The sequence below is a fragment of the Cellvibrio sp. KY-GH-1 genome, from assembly GCF_008806975.1.
Lineage (GTDB): Bacteria > Pseudomonadota > Gammaproteobacteria > Pseudomonadales > Cellvibrionaceae > Cellvibrio.
This window is the reverse complement of the sequence record NZ_CP031728.1, coordinates 5,054,421-5,072,906: the sequence shown is the minus strand read 5'-3', so window position 1 is coordinate 5,072,906 and position 18,486 is coordinate 5,054,421. Positions and strand designations below refer to the sequence as shown.

At 49.0% G+C, this 18,486-nt stretch carries 14 protein-coding genes; 8 read left to right on the top strand and 6 right to left on the bottom strand.

What is annotated here, in order from left to right; all coding sequences use genetic code 11:
- Positions 1-386: 386 nt before the first annotated feature.
- The gene (locus D0C16_RS21330; protein WP_225318796.1) at positions 387-1,565 is read left to right on the top strand and encodes a lytic polysaccharide monooxygenase; all 1,179 of its coding nucleotides are present in this window, start codon (positions 387-389) and stop codon (positions 1,563-1,565) included.
- Positions 1,566-1,615: 50 nt separating this feature from the next.
- Here the strand turns inward: D0C16_RS21330 and D0C16_RS21325 are convergent, their stop codons facing one another.
- Entirely contained in the window at positions 1,616-2,362 is a 747-nt protein-coding gene (locus tag D0C16_RS21325; protein ID WP_151034208.1) for a glutamine amidotransferase, read from the bottom strand.
- 108 nt (positions 2,363-2,470) lie between these two features.
- Between D0C16_RS21325 and creB the strand changes: the two genes are divergently transcribed.
- From creB to D0C16_RS21300, 5 genes are all read left to right on the top strand, one after another.
- Positions 2,471-3,211, top strand: a complete 741-nt coding sequence (gene creB / locus D0C16_RS21320; RefSeq protein WP_151034207.1) for a two-component system response regulator CreB — start codon at positions 2,471-2,473, stop codon at positions 3,209-3,211.
- A gap of 18 nt (positions 3,212-3,229) precedes the next feature.
- Positions 3,230-4,663 (top strand): two-component system sensor histidine kinase CreC, encoded by a 1,434-nt coding sequence (gene creC, locus D0C16_RS21315; protein WP_151034206.1) that lies wholly within the window; start codon positions 3,230-3,232, stop codon positions 4,661-4,663.
- A 92-nt stretch (positions 4,664-4,755) separates the two neighbouring features.
- Entirely contained in the window at positions 4,756-6,099 is a 1,344-nt protein-coding gene (gene creD / locus D0C16_RS21310; protein WP_151034205.1) for a cell envelope integrity protein CreD, read from the top strand.
- Entirely contained in the window at positions 6,096-6,494 is a 399-nt protein-coding gene (locus tag D0C16_RS21305) for a VanZ family protein (protein ID WP_151034204.1), read from the top strand. The genes creD and D0C16_RS21305 overlap by 4 nt, the downstream gene beginning before the upstream one ends.
- The gene (locus D0C16_RS21300; RefSeq protein ID WP_151034203.1) at positions 6,487-6,750 is read left to right on the top strand and encodes a hypothetical protein; all 264 of its coding nucleotides are present in this window, start codon (positions 6,487-6,489) and stop codon (positions 6,748-6,750) included. The genes D0C16_RS21305 and D0C16_RS21300 overlap by 8 nt, the downstream gene beginning before the upstream one ends.
- Positions 6,751-6,916: 166 nt before the next feature.
- On the opposite strand, the gene D0C16_RS24110 is transcribed toward D0C16_RS21300, so the two are convergent.
- The 3 genes from D0C16_RS24110 to D0C16_RS21290 form a co-directional block, all read right to left on the bottom strand.
- A complete protein-coding gene (locus D0C16_RS24110) occupies positions 6,917-7,078 on the bottom strand; it encodes a hypothetical protein (RefSeq protein WP_191968584.1) in 162 nt (53 codons plus the stop codon).
- 45 nt (positions 7,079-7,123) lie between these two features.
- Positions 7,124-7,597 (bottom strand): tetratricopeptide repeat protein, encoded by a 474-nt coding sequence (locus D0C16_RS21295; RefSeq protein ID WP_151034202.1) that lies wholly within the window; start codon positions 7,595-7,597, stop codon positions 7,124-7,126.
- A gap of 61 nt (positions 7,598-7,658) precedes the next feature.
- Entirely contained in the window at positions 7,659-8,564 is a 906-nt protein-coding gene (locus D0C16_RS21290; RefSeq protein ID WP_151034201.1) for a LysR family transcriptional regulator, read from the bottom strand.
- A gap of 164 nt (positions 8,565-8,728) precedes the next feature.
- Between D0C16_RS21290 and D0C16_RS21285 the strand changes: the two genes are divergently transcribed.
- Positions 8,729-9,982 carry an acyltransferase family protein gene (locus D0C16_RS21285; protein ID WP_191968583.1) on the top strand — a complete coding sequence of 418 codons (1,254 nt, stop codon included), beginning with the start codon at positions 8,729-8,731 and terminating at the stop codon, positions 9,980-9,982.
- Positions 9,983-10,066: 84 nt separating this feature from the next.
- On the opposite strand, the gene D0C16_RS21280 is transcribed toward D0C16_RS21285, so the two are convergent.
- Together D0C16_RS21280 and D0C16_RS21275 are read right to left on the bottom strand one after the other, a co-directional pair.
- Positions 10,067-14,242, bottom strand: coding sequence for a bifunctional nitrate reductase/sulfite reductase flavoprotein subunit alpha (locus tag D0C16_RS21280; protein WP_151034199.1), 4,176 nt, complete (start codon positions 14,240-14,242; stop codon positions 10,067-10,069).
- A 340-nt stretch (positions 14,243-14,582) separates the two neighbouring features.
- Positions 14,583-16,268: a methyl-accepting chemotaxis protein gene (locus D0C16_RS21275; RefSeq protein ID WP_225318795.1), complete on the bottom strand. Its 1,686-nt coding sequence runs from the start codon at positions 16,266-16,268 to the stop codon at positions 14,583-14,585.
- A 198-nt stretch (positions 16,269-16,466) separates the two neighbouring features.
- Here D0C16_RS21275 and D0C16_RS21270 point away from each other — a divergent pair, with 198 nt between their 5' ends.
- The gene (locus D0C16_RS21270; RefSeq protein ID WP_225318794.1) at positions 16,467-18,326 is read left to right on the top strand and encodes a hypothetical protein; all 1,860 of its coding nucleotides are present in this window, start codon (positions 16,467-16,469) and stop codon (positions 18,324-18,326) included.
- Positions 18,327-18,486 lie beyond the last annotated feature (160 nt).

Below are 18,486 nucleotides of genomic sequence, written 5' to 3'. Positions count from 1 at the left end.
CGCTGAAACTATCCACAGAAGCTGTGAATAACTCTGTGGATGCCATTTTGGTAAATACCCACAGGCCAGAACTGACCTACGCTAACAAAGACTGGTCAAATCATGCGCGCCTTTACGCGACAACCATCTACACCTTCCAACCATCGCAAATGACGCCTAAATATTCACAAAACCGGGTTCGTTATTTTTCTCCCTAAAGTCGAACGCAAAAACGCCAGTTTGGCGAAAAGTCAGACTGGTGTTTTATTTCAAGCTCCATAGACTCAGTCCCCGAATAAAAATTTCGTGTTTCACGCACAGCCATTTTTATTCTCGCAAAAACATCCAGTCGTTTTTTTTGCCTATTCCAAATAAACAATCAACTTTGATTACAGTGGAGTGTGAAAGTGACAACAATCAATAATCAATCCGCAGTTTCCCGTTTCAAATCATTAAATATTTTTGGCCTTTCCGCGTTGATGGGTGCTGCTGCTTTATTTAGCGCAGTTGAAGTGAGTGCGCACGGTTATGTTTCCAGCCCTAAAAGCCGCGCATTTCTGTGTACCTCTGCGCAAGGTGGTGGAAGCTCTCCAGCCTGCGTTGCCGCTGCTGCCGCTGGCAACGCAAGCCAATATGAACCACAGTCCATTGGCATTGGCGGCGCGAATGATAACCACCAGGCACTGATTCCCGATGGCAAGTTATGTAGCGCAAACCACGCAAGCATGGCGGGCTTGGATTTGGCGAGAAATGATTGGGGTGCAACGACAGTAAGCGCAGGCCCCACTGCGTTTATTTGGACCAACCCTGCCGCACACAAAACCAAGTACTTCCGTTACTACATTACCAAGCAAGGATTCAACCCAGGTGCAGCGCCACTGAAATGGTCTGATCTGGAACAAATCCACCAATCTGCACCGGCCGATCGCGAATCTACTTCAACCCATATCGTAAATTTGCCACAACGTACTGGCCGCCACATTGTGTACAGCATTTGGCAGCGCGACCCGGTTGCAGATGCGCCGGAAGCGTTTTATCAATGTATCGACGTAGTTTTTGGTAACCCAACGTCGAGCAGTCCATCGTCAATCGCTACTTCGTCTCGCTCCTCATCAATCAGCACGTCAAGTATCTCTGGTAATACTTGTGCTGGTTTACCAACCTGGAATGCCGCCACTGTGTACAACAAGCCGCAACAGGTTCAACACAACAATAAACGCTACCAAGCCAACTACTGGACGCAAGGCAATGACCCTGCGCTCACCTCAGGCGAATACAACTACTGGTTGGATTTGGGTGCTTGTAGCGAAGGCGGGTCAAGTGTTGCGTCGTCGGCAACAACTAGCACACCCAGAAGCTCAGTAAGCAGCGTACGCTCTTCTACAGCTTCATCCGTTGCAACCGGCAGCTGTACTTCACCCGCTTACGTTAACGGCGCCAGTTACGCCAACAACGCACTGGTACAGAACGTCGGTAATGAGTATCGCTGTACAGTAAGTGGTTGGTGTTCACAAGGTGGCGCCTACGCGCCGGGTACTGGCTGGGCCTGGACTAACGCCTGGACCCAGGTTCGTAGCTGCCAATAATGGCAACCAAAAAAAAGGAATTGAATAGGCGGCAACTTCGGTTGCCGTTTTTATTTATGGTGATTACAAATTTCCGCAAACCTGCGCAGCAATTTTGCAGAGTCTGGAGTATCGACGACCGCTAAACTCAGCGCTTTCGCATCACAATTTTCGCTGCTCAGCTTTTGCTCCAATTGCTGAATATATTTTTTCATTGCCGGCGCGGAAAACTCAGGATGAAACTGCACACCCCATGCACACTGGCCGACCCGATATGCCTGATGGGATTCGTGCTCACCACGCGCAAGCAATACTGCACCGTTAGGAAGTTCGCGCACTGATTGTGAGTGAACCAATTGCGCAGGAAATGCGTCAGGCATATTTGCGAACAATAAATCCTGCCGGGCAGATTCAGTTAACTGAATAGTTCGAGTGCCTATTTCGATACCTTCTGGATGATAATCCACAAAACCACCGCACCCATGGGCTAATAGTTGATGCCCATAACAAATACCCAACACGGGTACACTTTCATCCACGCAGGATTTCAACCACTGCGCCAAACGCTCACTCCACGGCAAACGCTCACTCACCATCGCGTGGGAACCACTCACTACCACACCGGCGATTCCTGAGAGTTCAGGTAAGTCTTCCGCTTCACGCGCATCCATCCGCATCACTAAACACTGCTCACCCAGTCCGTGTGCAATCCAATCATCAAAATCACCATCAGCTTGACTGATCTCGGGAAAAGTTCTGCCCGCAAGTAAAACAAGAATGGGCTTGGGATATGAAGAACTAACAGGATTTGAACTCATAGAGATTACCTCCAACAGCTGATTGGCCCGCATTGTAACAGTCGCAGACAACTTGCCCAGCCCAAGAACAAAGCCTTAACATGCGTTAAAAAGCAGGAACCTTGTGTTATGCCCCACATATTAATTTTGGAAGACGAGCCCTCCATTGCGGAAAGCCTGGTGTTTGTTCTGCAAGCCGAGAGTTTCACCACCCACTGGGAAACACTCGCGGGTAAGGCGCTGGCCTATTTGCAAACCACACCGGTGGATTTGGTGGTGATGGATGTGGGCCTGCCGGATATGACCGGGTTTGAGGCGTGCAAACAGCTGCGCAAATTTTCCGAAGTGCCGGTGATTTTTTTAACCGCGCGCGGCGCCGAACTGGATCGTGTTGTAGGGCTGGAAATCGGTGCGGACGATTATGTGGTAAAACCATTTAGTCCACGCGAGCTAGCTGCACGCGTTAAGGCAATTCTAAAACGCACTCGCGTAGTTACAGTACCTGAAACTGTTTCAACTCCCAGTGCTGGCGCTGCGGACCAAACCGCTACTGTGAATACACTTATTAATACACGCGAATTTATTATCGACAACGACCGCAAATTAATCAGCTACCAGCAACAGCCGCTAACACTCACTCGCCTGGAATTTTCCCTGCTGCAAACGCTGGTTGCACAACCCGGCCGGGTGTTTAGTCGCGATCAATTATTGGATGCGTTGGGCATTAATCCCGACGCGGGTTATGACCGAAATATCGACGGGCATATCAAAACCCTGCGCGCTAAATTGCGTGCAATCGCCCCCGACGCTGAGCCAATAAAAACCCAGCGCGGCTTTGGATATGCTTACCAACCAGATACGCGCCAATAACGCATGCAGTGAAAAAATATGAGCCTTAGTCTGCGGATATTTATTGTTTACCTGCTTTTTGTTGCGCTCTGCAGCTATTTTGTTTTGCGCACTGTGATGGATGAAATTCGCCCCGGCGTACGTCAATCCACAGAAGAAACCTTAGTAGACACTGCCAACTTGCTGGCCGAGTTTTTGCGCGAGCCACTGCTCACTAATCAGTTACAATCGCCGCGAATTAACGAAATATTGCAGGCTTACGGTCAGCGCCAACCCAATGCGACTATTTGGGGAGTCAGTAAGCAGCAAGTGAATCACCGTATTTATGTCACCGATGACAAAGGCATAGTGCTGCTGGATTCCAGCAATATTGCGGTGGGGCAAGACTATTCGCGCTGGAACGATGTGCTGCTCACCTTGCAGGGAAAATACGGTGCACGCTCCACACTGGAAACACAGGGCGATGAAAATTCCAGCATTATGTATGTGGCAGCGCCTATTACTCACGCAGGAAAAATTATTGGTGTGGTATCCGTTGCCAAACCCAATCGCAGTTTGCAACCCTACATAGATCGCACCCAACGCCGGCTTGGATTATTGGGTGCAGGGCTAATTTTATTGGGGCTAATTTCCGGAGCGATTTTCTCCTGGTGGTTTAGCCGCGAACTGCGCCGCTTGCGCGAATACGCGCTCAACGTCAGTCAGGGCCAGCGCGCGGTGTTAACGCCGGGTTTGATCCACAGTGGCGAACTGGGACAATTGGCACATGCATTAGAATCTATGCGCAACCAATTGGACGGCAAGGCCTACATTGAACAGTACGTACAAACCCTGACCCACGAATTAAAAAGTCCGCTCGCCGGAATTCGCGCAGCGAGTGAATTATTGCAATCCCCCATGAGCGAAGCGCAACAGCAAAAATTTCTGGCCAATATTGAATCTGAAAGCCTGCGTTTGCAGCAGTTGATAGAACGCTTATTAAACCTCGCGTTAGTTGAACAACAGCAAAGTTTACACTCGCCTGTCATCATCTCGCTCAAACACTTGATTGAATCACTGTTAAATACGCGTGCAGCGCGCATTGCACAGCAAAAAATTCAACTGCAATTATCGCTGGATGAACACGCCGAAATTTACGGCGAAAAATTTTTAATCGAGCAGGCATTATTAAACCTGCTCGATAACGCGCTGGATTTTACACCAGTCGCAGGCCAAATCCTGATTACCGTAGAGCGACAGGATCAGCACTGGGTAATGCGTATCACCAATCAGGGCGAGCCCATTCCCGACTACGCAATGCCGCGTCTGACCGAGCGCTTCTTCTCGCTGCCCCGCCCCACTACTGGCCGCAAAAGCACCGGGCTCGGCCTGAGCTTCGTGCAGGAAGTAATGAATCTGCACCAGGGCCAACTGCAACTGCTCAATACATCCAGCGGGGTTTGTGCACGACTGGAGTTTCCCAAACAAGGCTAATTGGCCAACTCCACATAAACACCACATTACTCCCATATAACCCCCACAGAGAGCTGCGACCATAGGTTCACCAAATCCACAGGGAGAACCTTATGAAAAAGCCACTACTCTTTAAATTAATGACCATTGGGGTATTGATACTCCTGTTGCTGATTCCCGTCGGGATGATTGGTAACTCCATCGATGAACGTCAGCGCTACAGTGAGCAAGTAGTGCAAGAGATCGCCAAAAACTCCAGCTACAGCCAAACCCTCACCGGCCCGGTATTAGTAGTGCCCTACATAAAAACCGAACGTTACGCGCACCTGAATGAAAACAAGGAGCGCATCATGGAGGAGCGGCAAGTAAAGGGAGAGTTGTACTTTTTACCCGAACTGTTACGGGTAGATTCCGACATGTCCACGGAGATGCGCAAGCTGGGCATTTATGGCGCGCACCTTTATCACACGAAAAATAAAATTGATGGGAAATTTTCGATACCGGAAAATTTTGGCTTAGGCGATGCGATTGTTGATTACCAATTACAGCCCGCTTATGTCGCGCTGGGGATAAGCGATATTCGCGGTATAGACAACTCACTGACCTTGCAATGGAATCAAGCCAGCTTCAACGCCGAGCCCGGCAGCCAACTATCGCTGTTGGGCAATGGTGTACATGTAAAACTCGCCAATATTGACGCGGGAAAAAATTATACCTTCTCGCTTCCCTTGCAATTAAAAGGCACCAGCCAATTTAACCTGGTACCGCTGGGTAAAGAAACACACGTGAGTATGCGATCCGATTGGCCACACCCCAGCTTTATTGGCAACTATTTACCAATTGAACACAGCATCCACCAAACCGGATTTACCGCACGCTGGCAAACCAGCTATTTCTCCACCAATATGGCCGAACAGTTCTTTCGCTGTGTCAGCAATCGTGAATGCAATAGCTTTGAACAAAGTCAGTTCGGTGTGAATTTAATTGACCCGATTAATCACTACGTAAAAAGTGACCGTGCGATTAAATACGCGCTGCTTTTTATAGCACTCACCTTCGCGGGATTTTTCCTGTTTGAAATTTTAAAGCGTCTGCAAGTACACCCCATCCAATACGCATTGGTTGGCTTGGCGCTGGCATTTTTCTATTTGCTATTAATTTCCTTATCGGAACATATGGGTTTTTCGCTCGCCTATATTATTTCTGCCAGCGCCTGTATCGGTTTGATCGGCTTCTACGTCAGTTATGTATTGCAAAACATCGTGCGTGCATTGGGCTTTACCAGTGCCCTGGCGCTGCTTTATGGCTTGCTATACGGTTTGCTCAGTGCAGAAGACTATGCACTGTTGATGGGATCAATACTCCTGTTCTTTGTACTTGGCGCCTTTATGACACTCACCCGTAAAGTGGATTGGTACAACCTGAATAATCCCGGCAAAGCTGTGAGCCAATCATGAAAGTAACGACACAAGTGTATTGGTTGGCGTTTGCAGCACTCGCGAGTTTTATCGGCTGGATTATTTATCAAGCAGATACAGGTGCAAAAAACACCGTGTTTTTGCTAGTTGAAAGTCTACCGTTGGGCGATAAGCTCGGGCATATCTGGCTTTACGGTGCACTCGCCTTTTTACTTAATTTGAGCCTGGCATTGCGCCAGGTTCGTGCGAAAAGTTACTCAATTTATTGGGGCAGTCTTATCGTTTTACTTTTTGCACTACTGGAAGAATTGAGCCAACAATTTTTTGCAACGCGCACTCTGGATGCGATGGATTTAGTGGCCGATATCATTGGCGTAGGCCTCGCCGAATTTTTATTGCGCCGCAAAAAAAGTCGGAGCACAAGCCATGATTAATTTTATTGCATCACTGGTTATTTTGTTGGTGCCAGTTTTTATTGGTTACAGACTGGCCAAATTTTGTTGGCAGCAAGGCTGGCTTGCGCGGCTCGCGTTTATTATTTGCACCAGCCTGGTCAGTTTGCACACGCATGCCTATTACTTTCCAGCACAGCCATTAAAAGAACGCTACGCGCTCATGTTGTTGGAAATACACACAACAGAATATTCACAGCTATCCACAAAAGCTGTGAATAACGTTGTGCATGAGTGATTGGTAACAGCCGCAAACCGTGATGACCATTGGGCTGCACTGGATTGATCAATATCGCCCCATAGGCACAAATAGCACGCAGTCGCGCTGTGCATTAAATAAACCCGGCGGGCTGATCCCGACGGGTTATCCCCTAAACTGGAGACCATTAATTAATCAGAATTTGCTAGGTAGTACTGGCAGGCAGTGCGTTTTGCGCGATAACAATCTCCAGCACCTCGATCTTCATGCCAGCGATTATGTAGTTTTGGTCGGCATCATCAGGTAGCGCCAAAACTTGGGCAACCGGATGCGAAAGCCCTCCCAAAAAAACAAAAGTGAACGGCATTTGCATCTGTTTAATTTTACTACTCCGTCAATTGCGGGTAGAAACCTATTTCGAATATATAAGCTTCAACTCTTCTGCAGCCGATACTATGCCTTCTGCTGCAGCCTCTTCCATTAAGTGCAAACCGCGCGCCTTGTCTTGCTTTACATCACCAAACCCGTAATACAAATTAAAGCCATAGGTAAATTTCGAATGCGCATGCCCCTGAGTGATGGCGCGTTCAAAATATTCACTGGAACTTTTGGTAGCACTTTCAACAAAATCGCCGTACAGGTAAATAACGCCCAGACGATAGGATGCCTCCGCAACTCCACCTGCAGACGCCAGCTCCAATAACTTCATACTGCGCACTTCAAATTCTTCTTCAGTTTCGCCAGAGCTTTCCAAACTAAAACTGGAATACAAAAATTGTGCATAAGGATCGTCTTTTTCAAGATAAGGTGATAACAATTTATACAATGCTTCAACTTCACCATTTTCTAAAAGTTCTTCTGCATGTTGTTTGATTGAATTTTCCATAAACAGCCTCAGGGCTCAGTGCCCTATAACATAATAATTGTATAAAACCGCTCAACTCATTTTAAGCCGACATCAGCGGAATTTCTTTGCTGAAGGTTTCGCGCATAAACTCGGTGAATAGGCGTATCTTGGAGGAAAGATGGCGGCGATGTTGGTAAATGGCAACGAGGTTACGATCAGCTGATTGCCAATCGTTCATGACTTTAACCAGCTTTCCCTGTTCCAGGTCTTCTTTCAAATAATAATCGGGCAAATAGGCGAGCCCCAAGCCCTGCTTTGCGCCGGCACGTAAACCGTGCCCGCTGTTGCAGCGCCAACTGCATTTTGGGGTAACACTTATAATCCCGTCGGGTCCGCTAAAACGCCAGGGCTTGATATGACCGTAGTCTGAAAATAACAAACAGTGATGATGTTTTAAATCATCCGGATGTGTCGGCGCCGCACAGTGTTGTAAATACTCGGGGCTTGCCACTACATGAAAGCGGGTGGGAGCTAACACACGATTAACCACATTGATATCCTTGCGCTCACCTACCTCAACAGCAATATCATAACGACTTGCAATCAAATCCACCTTATGGCTATTCAAATCAATATCAATTTCCAATTTTGGATGGAGTGTTAAAAAATTTGCTATCGCGGGGATGAGTAATAACTCGCCCAACAGATGTGGAGCACTTATCCGCAGTAATCCTTGCGCATCATTCTGCAATGTATTGACTGACTGCTCCGCATTTTCCAGATCCTCGATAATTTGCTGACATTGTTCGTAATAGATTTGTCCGGTTTCCGAAAGGGAAATTTTTCGAGTGGTACGATGTAAAAGACGCGTACCTAATCGTTCCTCCAATTTACTGATTTGCTGACTCACATGCGCTTTGGACACCCCCAGCGTCGTTGCTGCCGCAGAAAAACTGCTGCACCTAACCACTTCGACAAATTCCTCAAATCCATCCCAGCGACTCATCTATCCGCTCCTGATTATGCCTCGGGCCAATTTTATTGTTCGCATTGGTGAACAGTATTATCACAAAATACATGATTATCACCTGACTGTGAATTATCTACGCTAGGACGGCTTGAAAAAAGCACATACCGGCCACCATGACTTATATTAATCAGGAGAGTGTTATGAGTCGCACGCAAGAAGAGGTAACAGGTAGTTCAATCGTGTCCACACCTACACAAACATCGTCAAATATATTCCTTCATCCCGAAAGCGCTCGATTTCACTATCTCGATAACCTACGCGCAATGGCGATGTTAGTGGGCATTTTATTTCATGCATCTATTGCCTATATGCCAATAAACCATGAGACCTGGGTAGTATCCAACACGACACATTCAACGAGCCTGGAAGCCATCGCGTATTTCACCCATTTGTTTCGCATGCCCTTGTTTATGTTTATCGCAGGCTTTTTTGGTCATTATTTATTGATGAAGCATGGCGTGAACGGTTTAATAAAAAACCGCAGCCAGCGCGTACTCGCCCCTTTTGTTATATTTCTCCCTATACTGCTTGCGGCGATGATCGGTGTCGTTATTTACGCCGCGTACAACGCACAACATCGCCCGCCGGCCTTGATGTTTATCGTAAATAATTACCCAAACCCGCAGGTGATGAATACACAATTTAGCACGATGCATTTATGGTTTTTGTATAATCTGCTTATTTTTTATGTGTCCGCATTACTCTGGATAAAGTTGGCACCATTCAACCTTAATAAGTGGCTTTCGCGCCGCTCATCAATTGCACTCAAAGTTACCCTATTGTTCGGCCTGCCCTTAATGCTTGTCCCTGCGCTCTATGCGCAAATAACACCACCAGCACTAACGCCAGATAAAATATATCCGCAGCTCTGGTCATTCGGTTATTACGGTATCTATTTCGTTCTAGGTTGGTTATTTTTTTCCAACAAACATTTACTGGATGGGCTCGAACCTCATTGGGCAGTGTTGTTGGCTTTAAGTATTGCGCTATTTGCAGTCGCCTTTTCACTTTATCCGGATACAGTTTCGTTCGAGCAAGCACTTCATCCGGACAGATTTTCAGTAGAGCCAGTCAGGCAGCTAACACTGGCACTGCTTCATGGGTTTGTATCCGCTTATATGGTTTTTGTGTGTCTGATAATCGGCAAGAAATTTTTCACTCTGCACAACCGTTTTTTTCGCTATCTTGCTGACGCCGCTTACTGGATATATCTGATTCATCCGCCGATTATTGTCTTTATTCAGGTTTTATTACTGGATAAGAATTGGAATGTGTGGCTAGAGTTTTTACTGACTTCAGTTACAACTTTTTCCATAGGATTATTAAGTTATCAATTGTTGGTGCGCCACACCCCCATAGGGTGGATGCTTAACGGCAGAAGAAAGAAGTCGTGACCTGCAGAACCCAATTAAAAAATCCCCCGCCAACTGCGGTTGGCCGGGGGATTCCGGATGGCGACTTAACTGTTGGTTAAATAGTTAATACACATCGCGCAGGTAGCGCTTATCCATATTCAGTTTGCGGATGTAGTTGACGGTATCAGCGTCATCGAACTTGCCGTATTGCTGAATGATATCGCGCAGCGCTTGATCCACATCTTTAGCCATTCGGCTGGCATCGCCGCACACGCAGAAGTAAGCCCCCTCTTCGAGCCAATTCCAAATCTCCTGGCCGCGTTCGCGCATGCGATCTTGCACGTAGATTTTTTGTGCTTGGTCACGCGAGAACGCAAGGCTCAATTCGTTAAGCACGCCGTCTTTCTGGAATTGTTGCAATTCATCCTGATAATAAAAATCCGTTGCCGCATGTTGCTCGCCAAAGAACAGCCAGTTTTTGCCAGCGTCGCCGCGCGCTTGTCGCTCTTGCAAGAAACCGCGGAAAGGCGCAACGCCGGTACCCGGACCAACCATGATTAATGGCGTAGCGCCGTTTTCCGGCACATGGAAATGCTTGCTGGGTTGCACAAAGATGGGCACATCCACATTGCCGGCACGATCTGCGAGAAAGGTAGAAGCAACGCCTTTACGAATCTTTTTACTGTCGCGGAAGCGCGTGTAACGCACTGCGGAAACGGTTAGATCAATGCGACTGGGCTGTGCCTTGGGGCTTGATGCAATGGAGTACAAACGCGGTTGGATGCGTTTTAATACGCCGATAAATTCTTCTACACTCGCACGAATGGGGAACTCGTGCAGAATATCCACTAACTGCCGGCCATAGAGCCACTCTTGCAGCTCTTGTTTGTGTTCGGCATCAAGTAATTTTTTCAGTTCGGCACTTTTGGATCGCTCAGCAATAAACTGCAAGGCTTCCAAACTGGGGCGACAAATTTCGTAATTTTCGAGTAGCGCGTTGTGCAGCGGCTTTTCATGGGTATCTACCACTACCGGTGCGTCGGAATTTAAATTGAGCGATTGCTCGATTTCATACACATACTCGGGGCAATTTTTTGGCCACACCCCCAAGGCATCACCCGCTTCATATGTGATGCCCGATTCGCCCAGATCAAAACCAAACTGGCGAACATCTTTCCCAGAACCTTCGCCGCTCAAGCGGTTATTTACCGTCAAACGCGATGCGTAGGGGTTGGCTTTGTTAAAACCGGTGGTAGTAGACGCAGTGGACATAGTTGGAGAAGCACTCGTAACAGTATTCGCCGCTCCAGATGCGGAGACATGCGGCGCTAATTGCTCCTTCAGCTTAGCAAACCATTCGCCGGCCGGGGCTTCAAAATCGGTATCGCAATCCACGCGCTCAACCAGCGCCGTCGCGCCCAGCGCCTGCATGCGTGCAAATAATTTTTTGCCGTGACCACAGAACTGGTCATAGTTGGAATCGCCCAAGGCCAATAACCCAAATTGCAATTCACTCAGTGACGCCATGGCATCGCTGTTTAATTGACTCCAGAAGTCACCGCCGTTATCAGGTGCATCACCATCACCAAAAGTGCTGGTAACAAAAACCACAAATTTATCAGCGGCCAGTTTTTCTACCGAATAATCATTCATGGATTGAAAATTTACGGCCCAGCCTTGCGCAGATAACTCCTGCGCAAATTTTTGCGCGAGAGTTTCTGCATTACCAGTTTGCGAAGCCCACAAAAAAGTTAATGCTGGTTTAGCATGTGCCGGAACCACGCTAACACCCAATGGCAACACGCGGCTGAACATCCCCGCTAATAAACCATTAACCCAGGCGCGATACTCAGCGCTAATCGGCGCATCTTCGGGCAACGCGGGAACCGCCTGAATCAATTTGGCGCTGGCTTGCAAGCCGCCAACAAACCCGGCAAGGTAATTTTTTTCATCGAGGGAAAACGGCGGTGCAACCACGTCAGCAACCCCCACTTTTTCAGCAAACATTTTTATTAAACTCGCCGCTGTTGCCTCAGCCACAGGTGCAAAGGCCATGGTCATTGGCAACTCATAATCTGAATTGTGAGCGCTTGATTGCTTGGCATCCGCCGCGGAATCCGGCGTGCTCGCTTCTGCAAACACTTCCACGCGCTTGAGCGCAACGGCTGCCACTTTCAATTCGGGCTGTTGGGAAATTGCATCGATTTTATCGCTGGTGACGGCATTGATGCACAGGTTATCGCCATAGACATCATTCCAATGAATCGGCGCGAAACAACAGCCAGGCAATACACGATCAGTCACCACGGCGGGCAAAATTGCGTAGCCGCGACGCGAGCGAATCTCTACTTTGTCTTTGTTCTTAATACCCAACTCCACTGCATCTTGCGGATTAATTTCCACAAAGGTGCCGGGATTCAATTTATTCAGTGTGGGAATTTTTCCGGTTTTGGTGAGCGTATGCCACTGGTGTTGTACGCGACCAGTGTTGAGCACCATGGGAAATTCTGCATCGGGCATTTCCGCCGGGTTTACATGCGGGCGCGCATGAAAAATACCTTTGCCGGATTCAGTGGCAAATTGCAGTTGTGGTTTACTGCCGTCGTCGTTGATTTTTAATGGTTGACTAACACCATTATTTAAATAGCGAATCGGATTGCGGCTGGAGCTTTCATCGGCACAGGGCCATTGCAAGGGATCAACACGCAACCGCTCGTAACTGACGCCGCGTAAATCGTATCCGGTTTTGGGGTTGTAACTTTGTTTAATTTCTTCAAACACCTCTGCAGCGGAGGAAAAATTAAACCCTTCACTAAAACCCATTTCGCGCGCAACACGAGCAACAATTTCCCAATCCGCCATAGCCTCGCCCGGCGGGCTTACTGCTTCTTGCATCAGGGTGATATTGCGCTCTGAGTTAATCATCACACCTTCCGCTTCGGCCCATAAAGCGCCAGGCAATAACACATCGGCGTAGCGATTGGTTTCGGTGTCGAGGAATGCATCTTGCGCAATCACCAACTCCGCTTTTTGCAAACCCTCAATCACAATTTTGCGATTGGGAATAGACGCAACCGGATTGGTGCAAATCACCCAACAGGCTTTAATTTCACCGCGCGCCATGCGCTCGAACATATCCACCGTACCCTTACCCAGTTTGGTACTAATGGAGCCCTGGGGAATGCCCCACAGGTTTTCAATAAATTCGCGATCCTTTTCTACTACTAATGCGCGCTGCCCAGGCAAGCCCGGCCCCATATAACCCATCTCGCGGCCACCCATGGCATTGGGTTGACCGGTGAGCGAAAAAGGCCCGCTGCCCGTACGGCAAATTTTCCCGGTGGCCAGATGCAAATTACAAATGGCGTTGGTATTCCAGGTGCCGTGGGTACTTTGATTCAAGCCCATCGTCCAGCAGGTCATAAATTCTGGCGCGGCGCCAATCAAATCCGCCGCTTTAATAATTGACTCAACCGATAGCCCGGTAATCTCGCTGACTTTTTCCGGGGTGTAATCGGCGAGGAATTCCGGAAAGTTTTCCCAGCCTTGGGTGTACTGAGCGATAAATGCGGAATCGGTTTTGCCGTTTTTGTGCAGCAAAAATAACAAACCATTGAGCAACGCCAGATCAGTACCGGGTTTGATCGGCAAAAATAAGTCAGCTTTTTCTGCCGTAGTCGTGCGGCGCGGATCAGCAACGATTAATTTCGCCCCGGCCTTCACGCGATCCATCATCCGCAAATACAAAATTGGATGGCAGTCCGCCATGTTGGCGCCAATCACAAAAAACAAATCGCTGTGATCAAAATCCTGGTAGGAACCGGGCGGCGCATCGGAGCCGAGCGAAAGTTTGTAGCCCATACCTGCACTCGCCATACACAACCGCGAGTTTGATTCGATATTGTTGGTGCGCACAAAGCCTTTGCAGAGTTTGTTCACCAGATATTGCGATTCAATCGACATCTGCCCGGACACATAAAAACTGAGTGCGTCAGGGCCATACTGATCGAGGATTTCACGCAGGCGTTTAGCGGTATAGCTAATCGCCTGAGACATCGGGGTTTGAACCGGGTCGCGCAGGCGCTCCGTACGCACAAACGCCGACTCCATGCGGCCGGAATTAACCAGCGCCTGGGCACTGGTTTGGCCTTTGGTACACAAACGACCGAAGTTAGACGGGTGGTTTTTATCGCCGGAAACCTTGATGACTTTTTGTCCATCGGTTTCCAGCACCATGCCACAGCCCACACCACAGTAGGGGCACACGGAACGAATAGATTTCAAAGCAGTAGTAGACATAGGGTTGCAACTCCTCATTGCGAGGGGTTTAGCAAGCGCTATGCCAGTGACCAACTAGAGAGGCATTTTTGTCACCCGGGCAGATACCCAATCATTAAAACCATCTAACAACCTGATTTTATTGGATTTTTTTGCAGCAACAAAAGAGTAGGAATATACTAAACCCGTAAATTGCAGCAACCCGCAAAAATTTATGCCCTAGATAAACGCAATTTTTAAGATAACGGGCACTAATTTGGTTTTTCATGGTGCAACCCTGAAGCGACAGGACAAAATAAAATTTACTTGGCCCAACAAAAATGCACCAAAACATTGCAAAAAAGCACCTCGTTACCTGCAGTCAAGTGCGGAATTGACCAACCAGTTGCTGCAATTCTGCACCCACCTTCGCCAGGCTTTCACCCGACTCGTTGGAGCGCGCCGCATACTTGCTCGCCGATTCAGTGGCGTCGGCAATGGCGTGCATATTTTGGTTGATCGATTCGATCACTTGCGTCTGCTCCTCCGCCGCCGTCGCAATTTGCAAGCCACGCTGATTAATAGTGCTGACCTGACTATCGATCGCATTTAGCGCTGCCGAGGTTTCGGTCACCATCTGCACCGACACATCACCTTTAACCAAGCTGCGCTTGATGGAGTCGCTCGCCGCTGTTGTGCTGCTTTGCAGACGCTGAATCATGCTTTGAATTTCCTGCGTGGACGCTTGTGTACGAGCGGCCAACGCGCGCACTTCATCCGCCACTACGGCAAAACCGCGCCCCATTTCTCCGGCACGCGCCGCTTCGATGGATGCATTGAGCGCGAGCAAGTTAGTCTGGTCGGCAATACCGCGAATTACATCGGATACAGCACCAATACCATTTACATCCTGCTGCAACTGCTGCAAACCATCGGTATTCAAACGCACTTCATCAGAGAGTTGATGGATATTCTCGATCGAACGAGTCGCGGTTTTTTGCGCATCCTTGGTAGTTTGCTCAGTCACATTGGCCGCATGAGCAGCTTCTTGCGTACTGCGTGCAACCTCTACTGCCGAAGCGGCCATCTCATTCATCGCACTGGCAACTTGCAGAGTTTGCTCGCGCTGGTGATCCAACGTTTGAAAAGTAGAGGTGGTGTCGCGCGATACCTGCTGACCAATCTCGGCCACTTGTTTGGTGAGCTGCTGGATGCGCTGGATCATACCGTGGATGGAATCCACAAACGTATTGAACGCCGAAATCACAGCGCCGATTTCATCGTCGCTGGTGCGCTTCAGCCGGCGGGTTAAATCACCACCGCCGCGAGCTATATCTTCCAGGCTACGCACCAGGCCATTCAAGGGTTCCAGGGTTTTATTGGCGATGTACACTGCCAACAGGGAAATCCCCACTAACAACACCAACGCTACCGCAAAGACAATCATCAACGTAGTGCGGATGTAGGCCTCACTGAGCGCCCGTGCCTCCGCGACTGACGCGTCAATATTGTCGATATAAAAACCGGTACCGACCATCAGATCCCACTTCTCCAGCCAAATGGCATAGCTGAGCTTGGGGTAGGCAGTCTCGCCCTGCCCTTGTCGTGGAAAGTGATAGGTAACAAAACCGCCGCCCGCTTTGCCTTGCTTGACCAGCTCGCTAATGAGGAACACCCCATTTACGTCTTTATATCCTTGAAAGCTTTCGCCAATTTTGGCGCTATCGCTGCCAGAAAACACTCGCACTGAATTGCCGTTGTAGCCAAAGTAATAACCGTCCTTGCCATATTTCAGCCGCTTGAGCAGCTCAATCGCTTGGGATTTTTCAGGCGCGTCATTAGCGCTGGAGGAGTCGTACAGCGGCTTGATAAGGGACGCAGCCACATCCAACGAATGACGCAGCTCGGCTTTGTGAGCCTCCAGCAGCGTGTCGCGCAGCACCTCCATGTCCTTATCAACGATCTTGTTCATGCGCGAGCTCACCAGCAGGAGCAACACCAGCAGAATGACGATACCAGGAACCAATCCCAACAGGATCAGCTTGTACTTCATGGACAGGGAACGCATTGGATAAAACTCCGGTTCTTGTTATTGGTCGAAACTGTAATTAAGCAGCAGTGGTGGCATTAAAAATAGTACAAACATGCTAGATCACAACGCGCTTATCCCTGCTTTACACCTATTAGTGTTGGGCAACGCAAGCGAAGCGGTAAAAATTGTCTATATTCAAAGAGATAGTTATAACTGCAATTTAGCTGATGGCGGATGATGACCACGGATATTGATTTACAACCATTACTGAGCAAGCTCATAGTGCCGGCGCAAAACCTGGCACAGCTCAGCTTTTGCGCCGGTAATAAAGAACCGCAGCTGAAGCAGTGGTTACAACAGTTACCACTAACCCAAGCGCAACAGGTAAGCGCACCTTTATATACAGCGGTACACGAAATAAGCCGGTTGCAGACGAGCTGGGATAATCGGCTTGGCCTGCTGGAGCTATTGCGTATTCCCGTGCACCAAACCCTGAACGGCCTGGCCCAAAAATACCTCAACCAACCATTGATACTGCCGGAAGCTGCGTTGAAAACGGCTACCGTTGCCCAGGCAATCCAAAAGCACTTTTTGAATGGGTACCTCGCTGTTGTGCGCGAGCTGTGCCTCAAAACCGGCAACACCCTGGGCAAATCACCCGCCCCCTCGGAACTACCCCTGACTATCCAACGCGCCATGACGGCATTGGGGTTGTTGCTACTGCGCTCCTACCAACTCTATTTGCCCATATCCAGTCAGGTTTGGGCGGAGGTACACGCACTTTACCGTTTGGCCAGATTGCTATCGTTGGAATACGAACTGATTGAAGACAAGCAACCGCACCACCACGGACTAAAAAACATCCATCAAACCTATGTGCGAATTTTGTTGCTGGCCACTGCGCGTCCAAACCAGCTGCGTCAGGATGAAATTGAAAACACCTATAAGTTACTGGATTTGTTGGCGGGCATGGCCGATTTGGAGAGCTACACACCTGCCGGTAAAGAAAATCTGTTTGTAGTGCTTCTGGATAGCAACCGTCCTCCATTTTACAAATCCAATTGGCGACCAACCTCCGAGCAAACCGACCAAACATTGCTGGAGTTGCGCACCACTCGCCTGGTTCAGCAACTGCATGAGCTGTCCAAAGCAACCCTGGCAGAACCGGAAAAAAACCCGTTGCCGACCGGCGTTAATTTAACTGCCGCTCTGACAAAACACCTGGAGCAAGCCTGGAGTCATATCGCCATGCGCAGCTTCGAGCGCCAGGAGGTCAACACTGATATCGAGGTTACCGTCGGCCTGACCAACATTCATTTCCATCTGGCCGGCGAGCAGCCATTTAATCTGTTTTTAAACCAATCCAGTGCCATTAGTGGCGCCCCGGAAAAAGGGGCGATCTATCAAAAACGCGGCATACAGTTAAAGGCGGATACCAGTAAAAAAGCCAACGATCCCTGGGGTGACGCCTTTGATATAAAGGGTACGATGCTGGATGGAAAAGCACTGCCGACCATCAATATTGACAAGCAGCTTAAATCCCAAGAGAAAGACAGTTACCAAGGCAGCCATCCCATCTATAACGTGCCACTGATCGACCGCAGTCTTGGTGGGTATGGCTTGGAATGGCGCGAGGAGATCCCCGTGCAAGTGCGGGCGGGCGAGCTGCTGGGCTTGCGCGAGTACGGTCGCAACAAATGGGCGATAGGTGTGGTGCGCTGGGCACATCAAACCAAAGGGGCAACGCAACTGGGCATTCAGATATTGGCGCCCCATGCGATTCCGGTCGGCCTGGCGGCAGTTCATAAAACGGGCGGGTTTGCCGAATATCTACGCGCACTCCAAATCCCCGAGCTTAAAGCCATCAACCAACCGGCGAGCTTGATCGCCAACGCCATCAGTTTCCACGAGTTCAGTAAAGCGCGGCTGTACCTGCAACCCCAACCCGGCGTCAGTGCGCAGGATCTATCCGTCCAACTCACGAGCCGCCTGTTTGCAACTGGCGCGTTTAGCCAATTCGGCTATCGCGAATTGGCCACAAGCAAACCACAATCGGAGGAAAAGAAAGACGATTTTGATTCAGTCTGGCAATAAACTGCCCAGGCATTACCCAGACAACTGCGAACCAGAGCACAAAAGGTACGACCAGATCGCATAAATCGCATGTGAAGTTGAGCGGGCAATCGTTTCCAGTAATATAGCCCCATCAATAGCTCACCCGGCATGGCAAGCGCGCGGCGACACAAGGCAGAGT

Bases quoted from the DNA above. Each gene is read 5' to 3' on its own strand.
- D0C16_RS21325 (WP_151034208.1), bottom strand. From the start codon at position 2,362: ATGAGTTCAAATCCTGTTAGTTCTTCATATCCCAAGCCCATTCTTGTT.
- D0C16_RS21285 (WP_191968583.1), top strand. From the start codon at position 8,729: ATGAGTCGCACGCAAGAAGAGGTAACAGGTAGTTCAATCGTGTCCACA.
- D0C16_RS21280 (WP_151034199.1), bottom strand. From the start codon at position 14,242: ATGTCTACTACTGCTTTGAAATCTATTCGTTCCGTGTGCCCCTACTGT.
- D0C16_RS21295 (WP_151034202.1), bottom strand. From the start codon at position 7,597: ATGGAAAATTCAATCAAACAACATGCAGAAGAACTTTTAGAAAATGGT.
- creD (WP_151034205.1), top strand. From the start codon at position 4,756: ATGAAAAAGCCACTACTCTTTAAATTAATGACCATTGGGGTATTGATA.
- creC (WP_151034206.1), top strand. From the start codon at position 3,230: ATGAGCCTTAGTCTGCGGATATTTATTGTTTACCTGCTTTTTGTTGCG.
- D0C16_RS24110 (WP_191968584.1), bottom strand. From the start codon at position 7,078: ATGCCGTTCACTTTTGTTTTTTTGGGAGGGCTTTCGCATCCGGTTGCC.
- creB (WP_151034207.1), top strand. From the start codon at position 2,471: ATGCCCCACATATTAATTTTGGAAGACGAGCCCTCCATTGCGGAAAGC.
- D0C16_RS21290 (WP_151034201.1), bottom strand. From the start codon at position 8,564: ATGAGTCGCTGGGATGGATTTGAGGAATTTGTCGAAGTGGTTAGGTGC.
- D0C16_RS21300 (WP_151034203.1), top strand. From the start codon at position 6,487: ATGATTAATTTTATTGCATCACTGGTTATTTTGTTGGTGCCAGTTTTT.
- D0C16_RS21275 (WP_225318795.1), bottom strand. From the start codon at position 16,268: ATGCGTTCCCTGTCCATGAAGTACAAGCTGATCCTGTTGGGATTGGTT.
- D0C16_RS21270 (WP_225318794.1), top strand. From the start codon at position 16,467: ATGATGACCACGGATATTGATTTACAACCATTACTGAGCAAGCTCATA.
- D0C16_RS21305 (WP_151034204.1), top strand. From the start codon at position 6,096: ATGAAAGTAACGACACAAGTGTATTGGTTGGCGTTTGCAGCACTCGCG.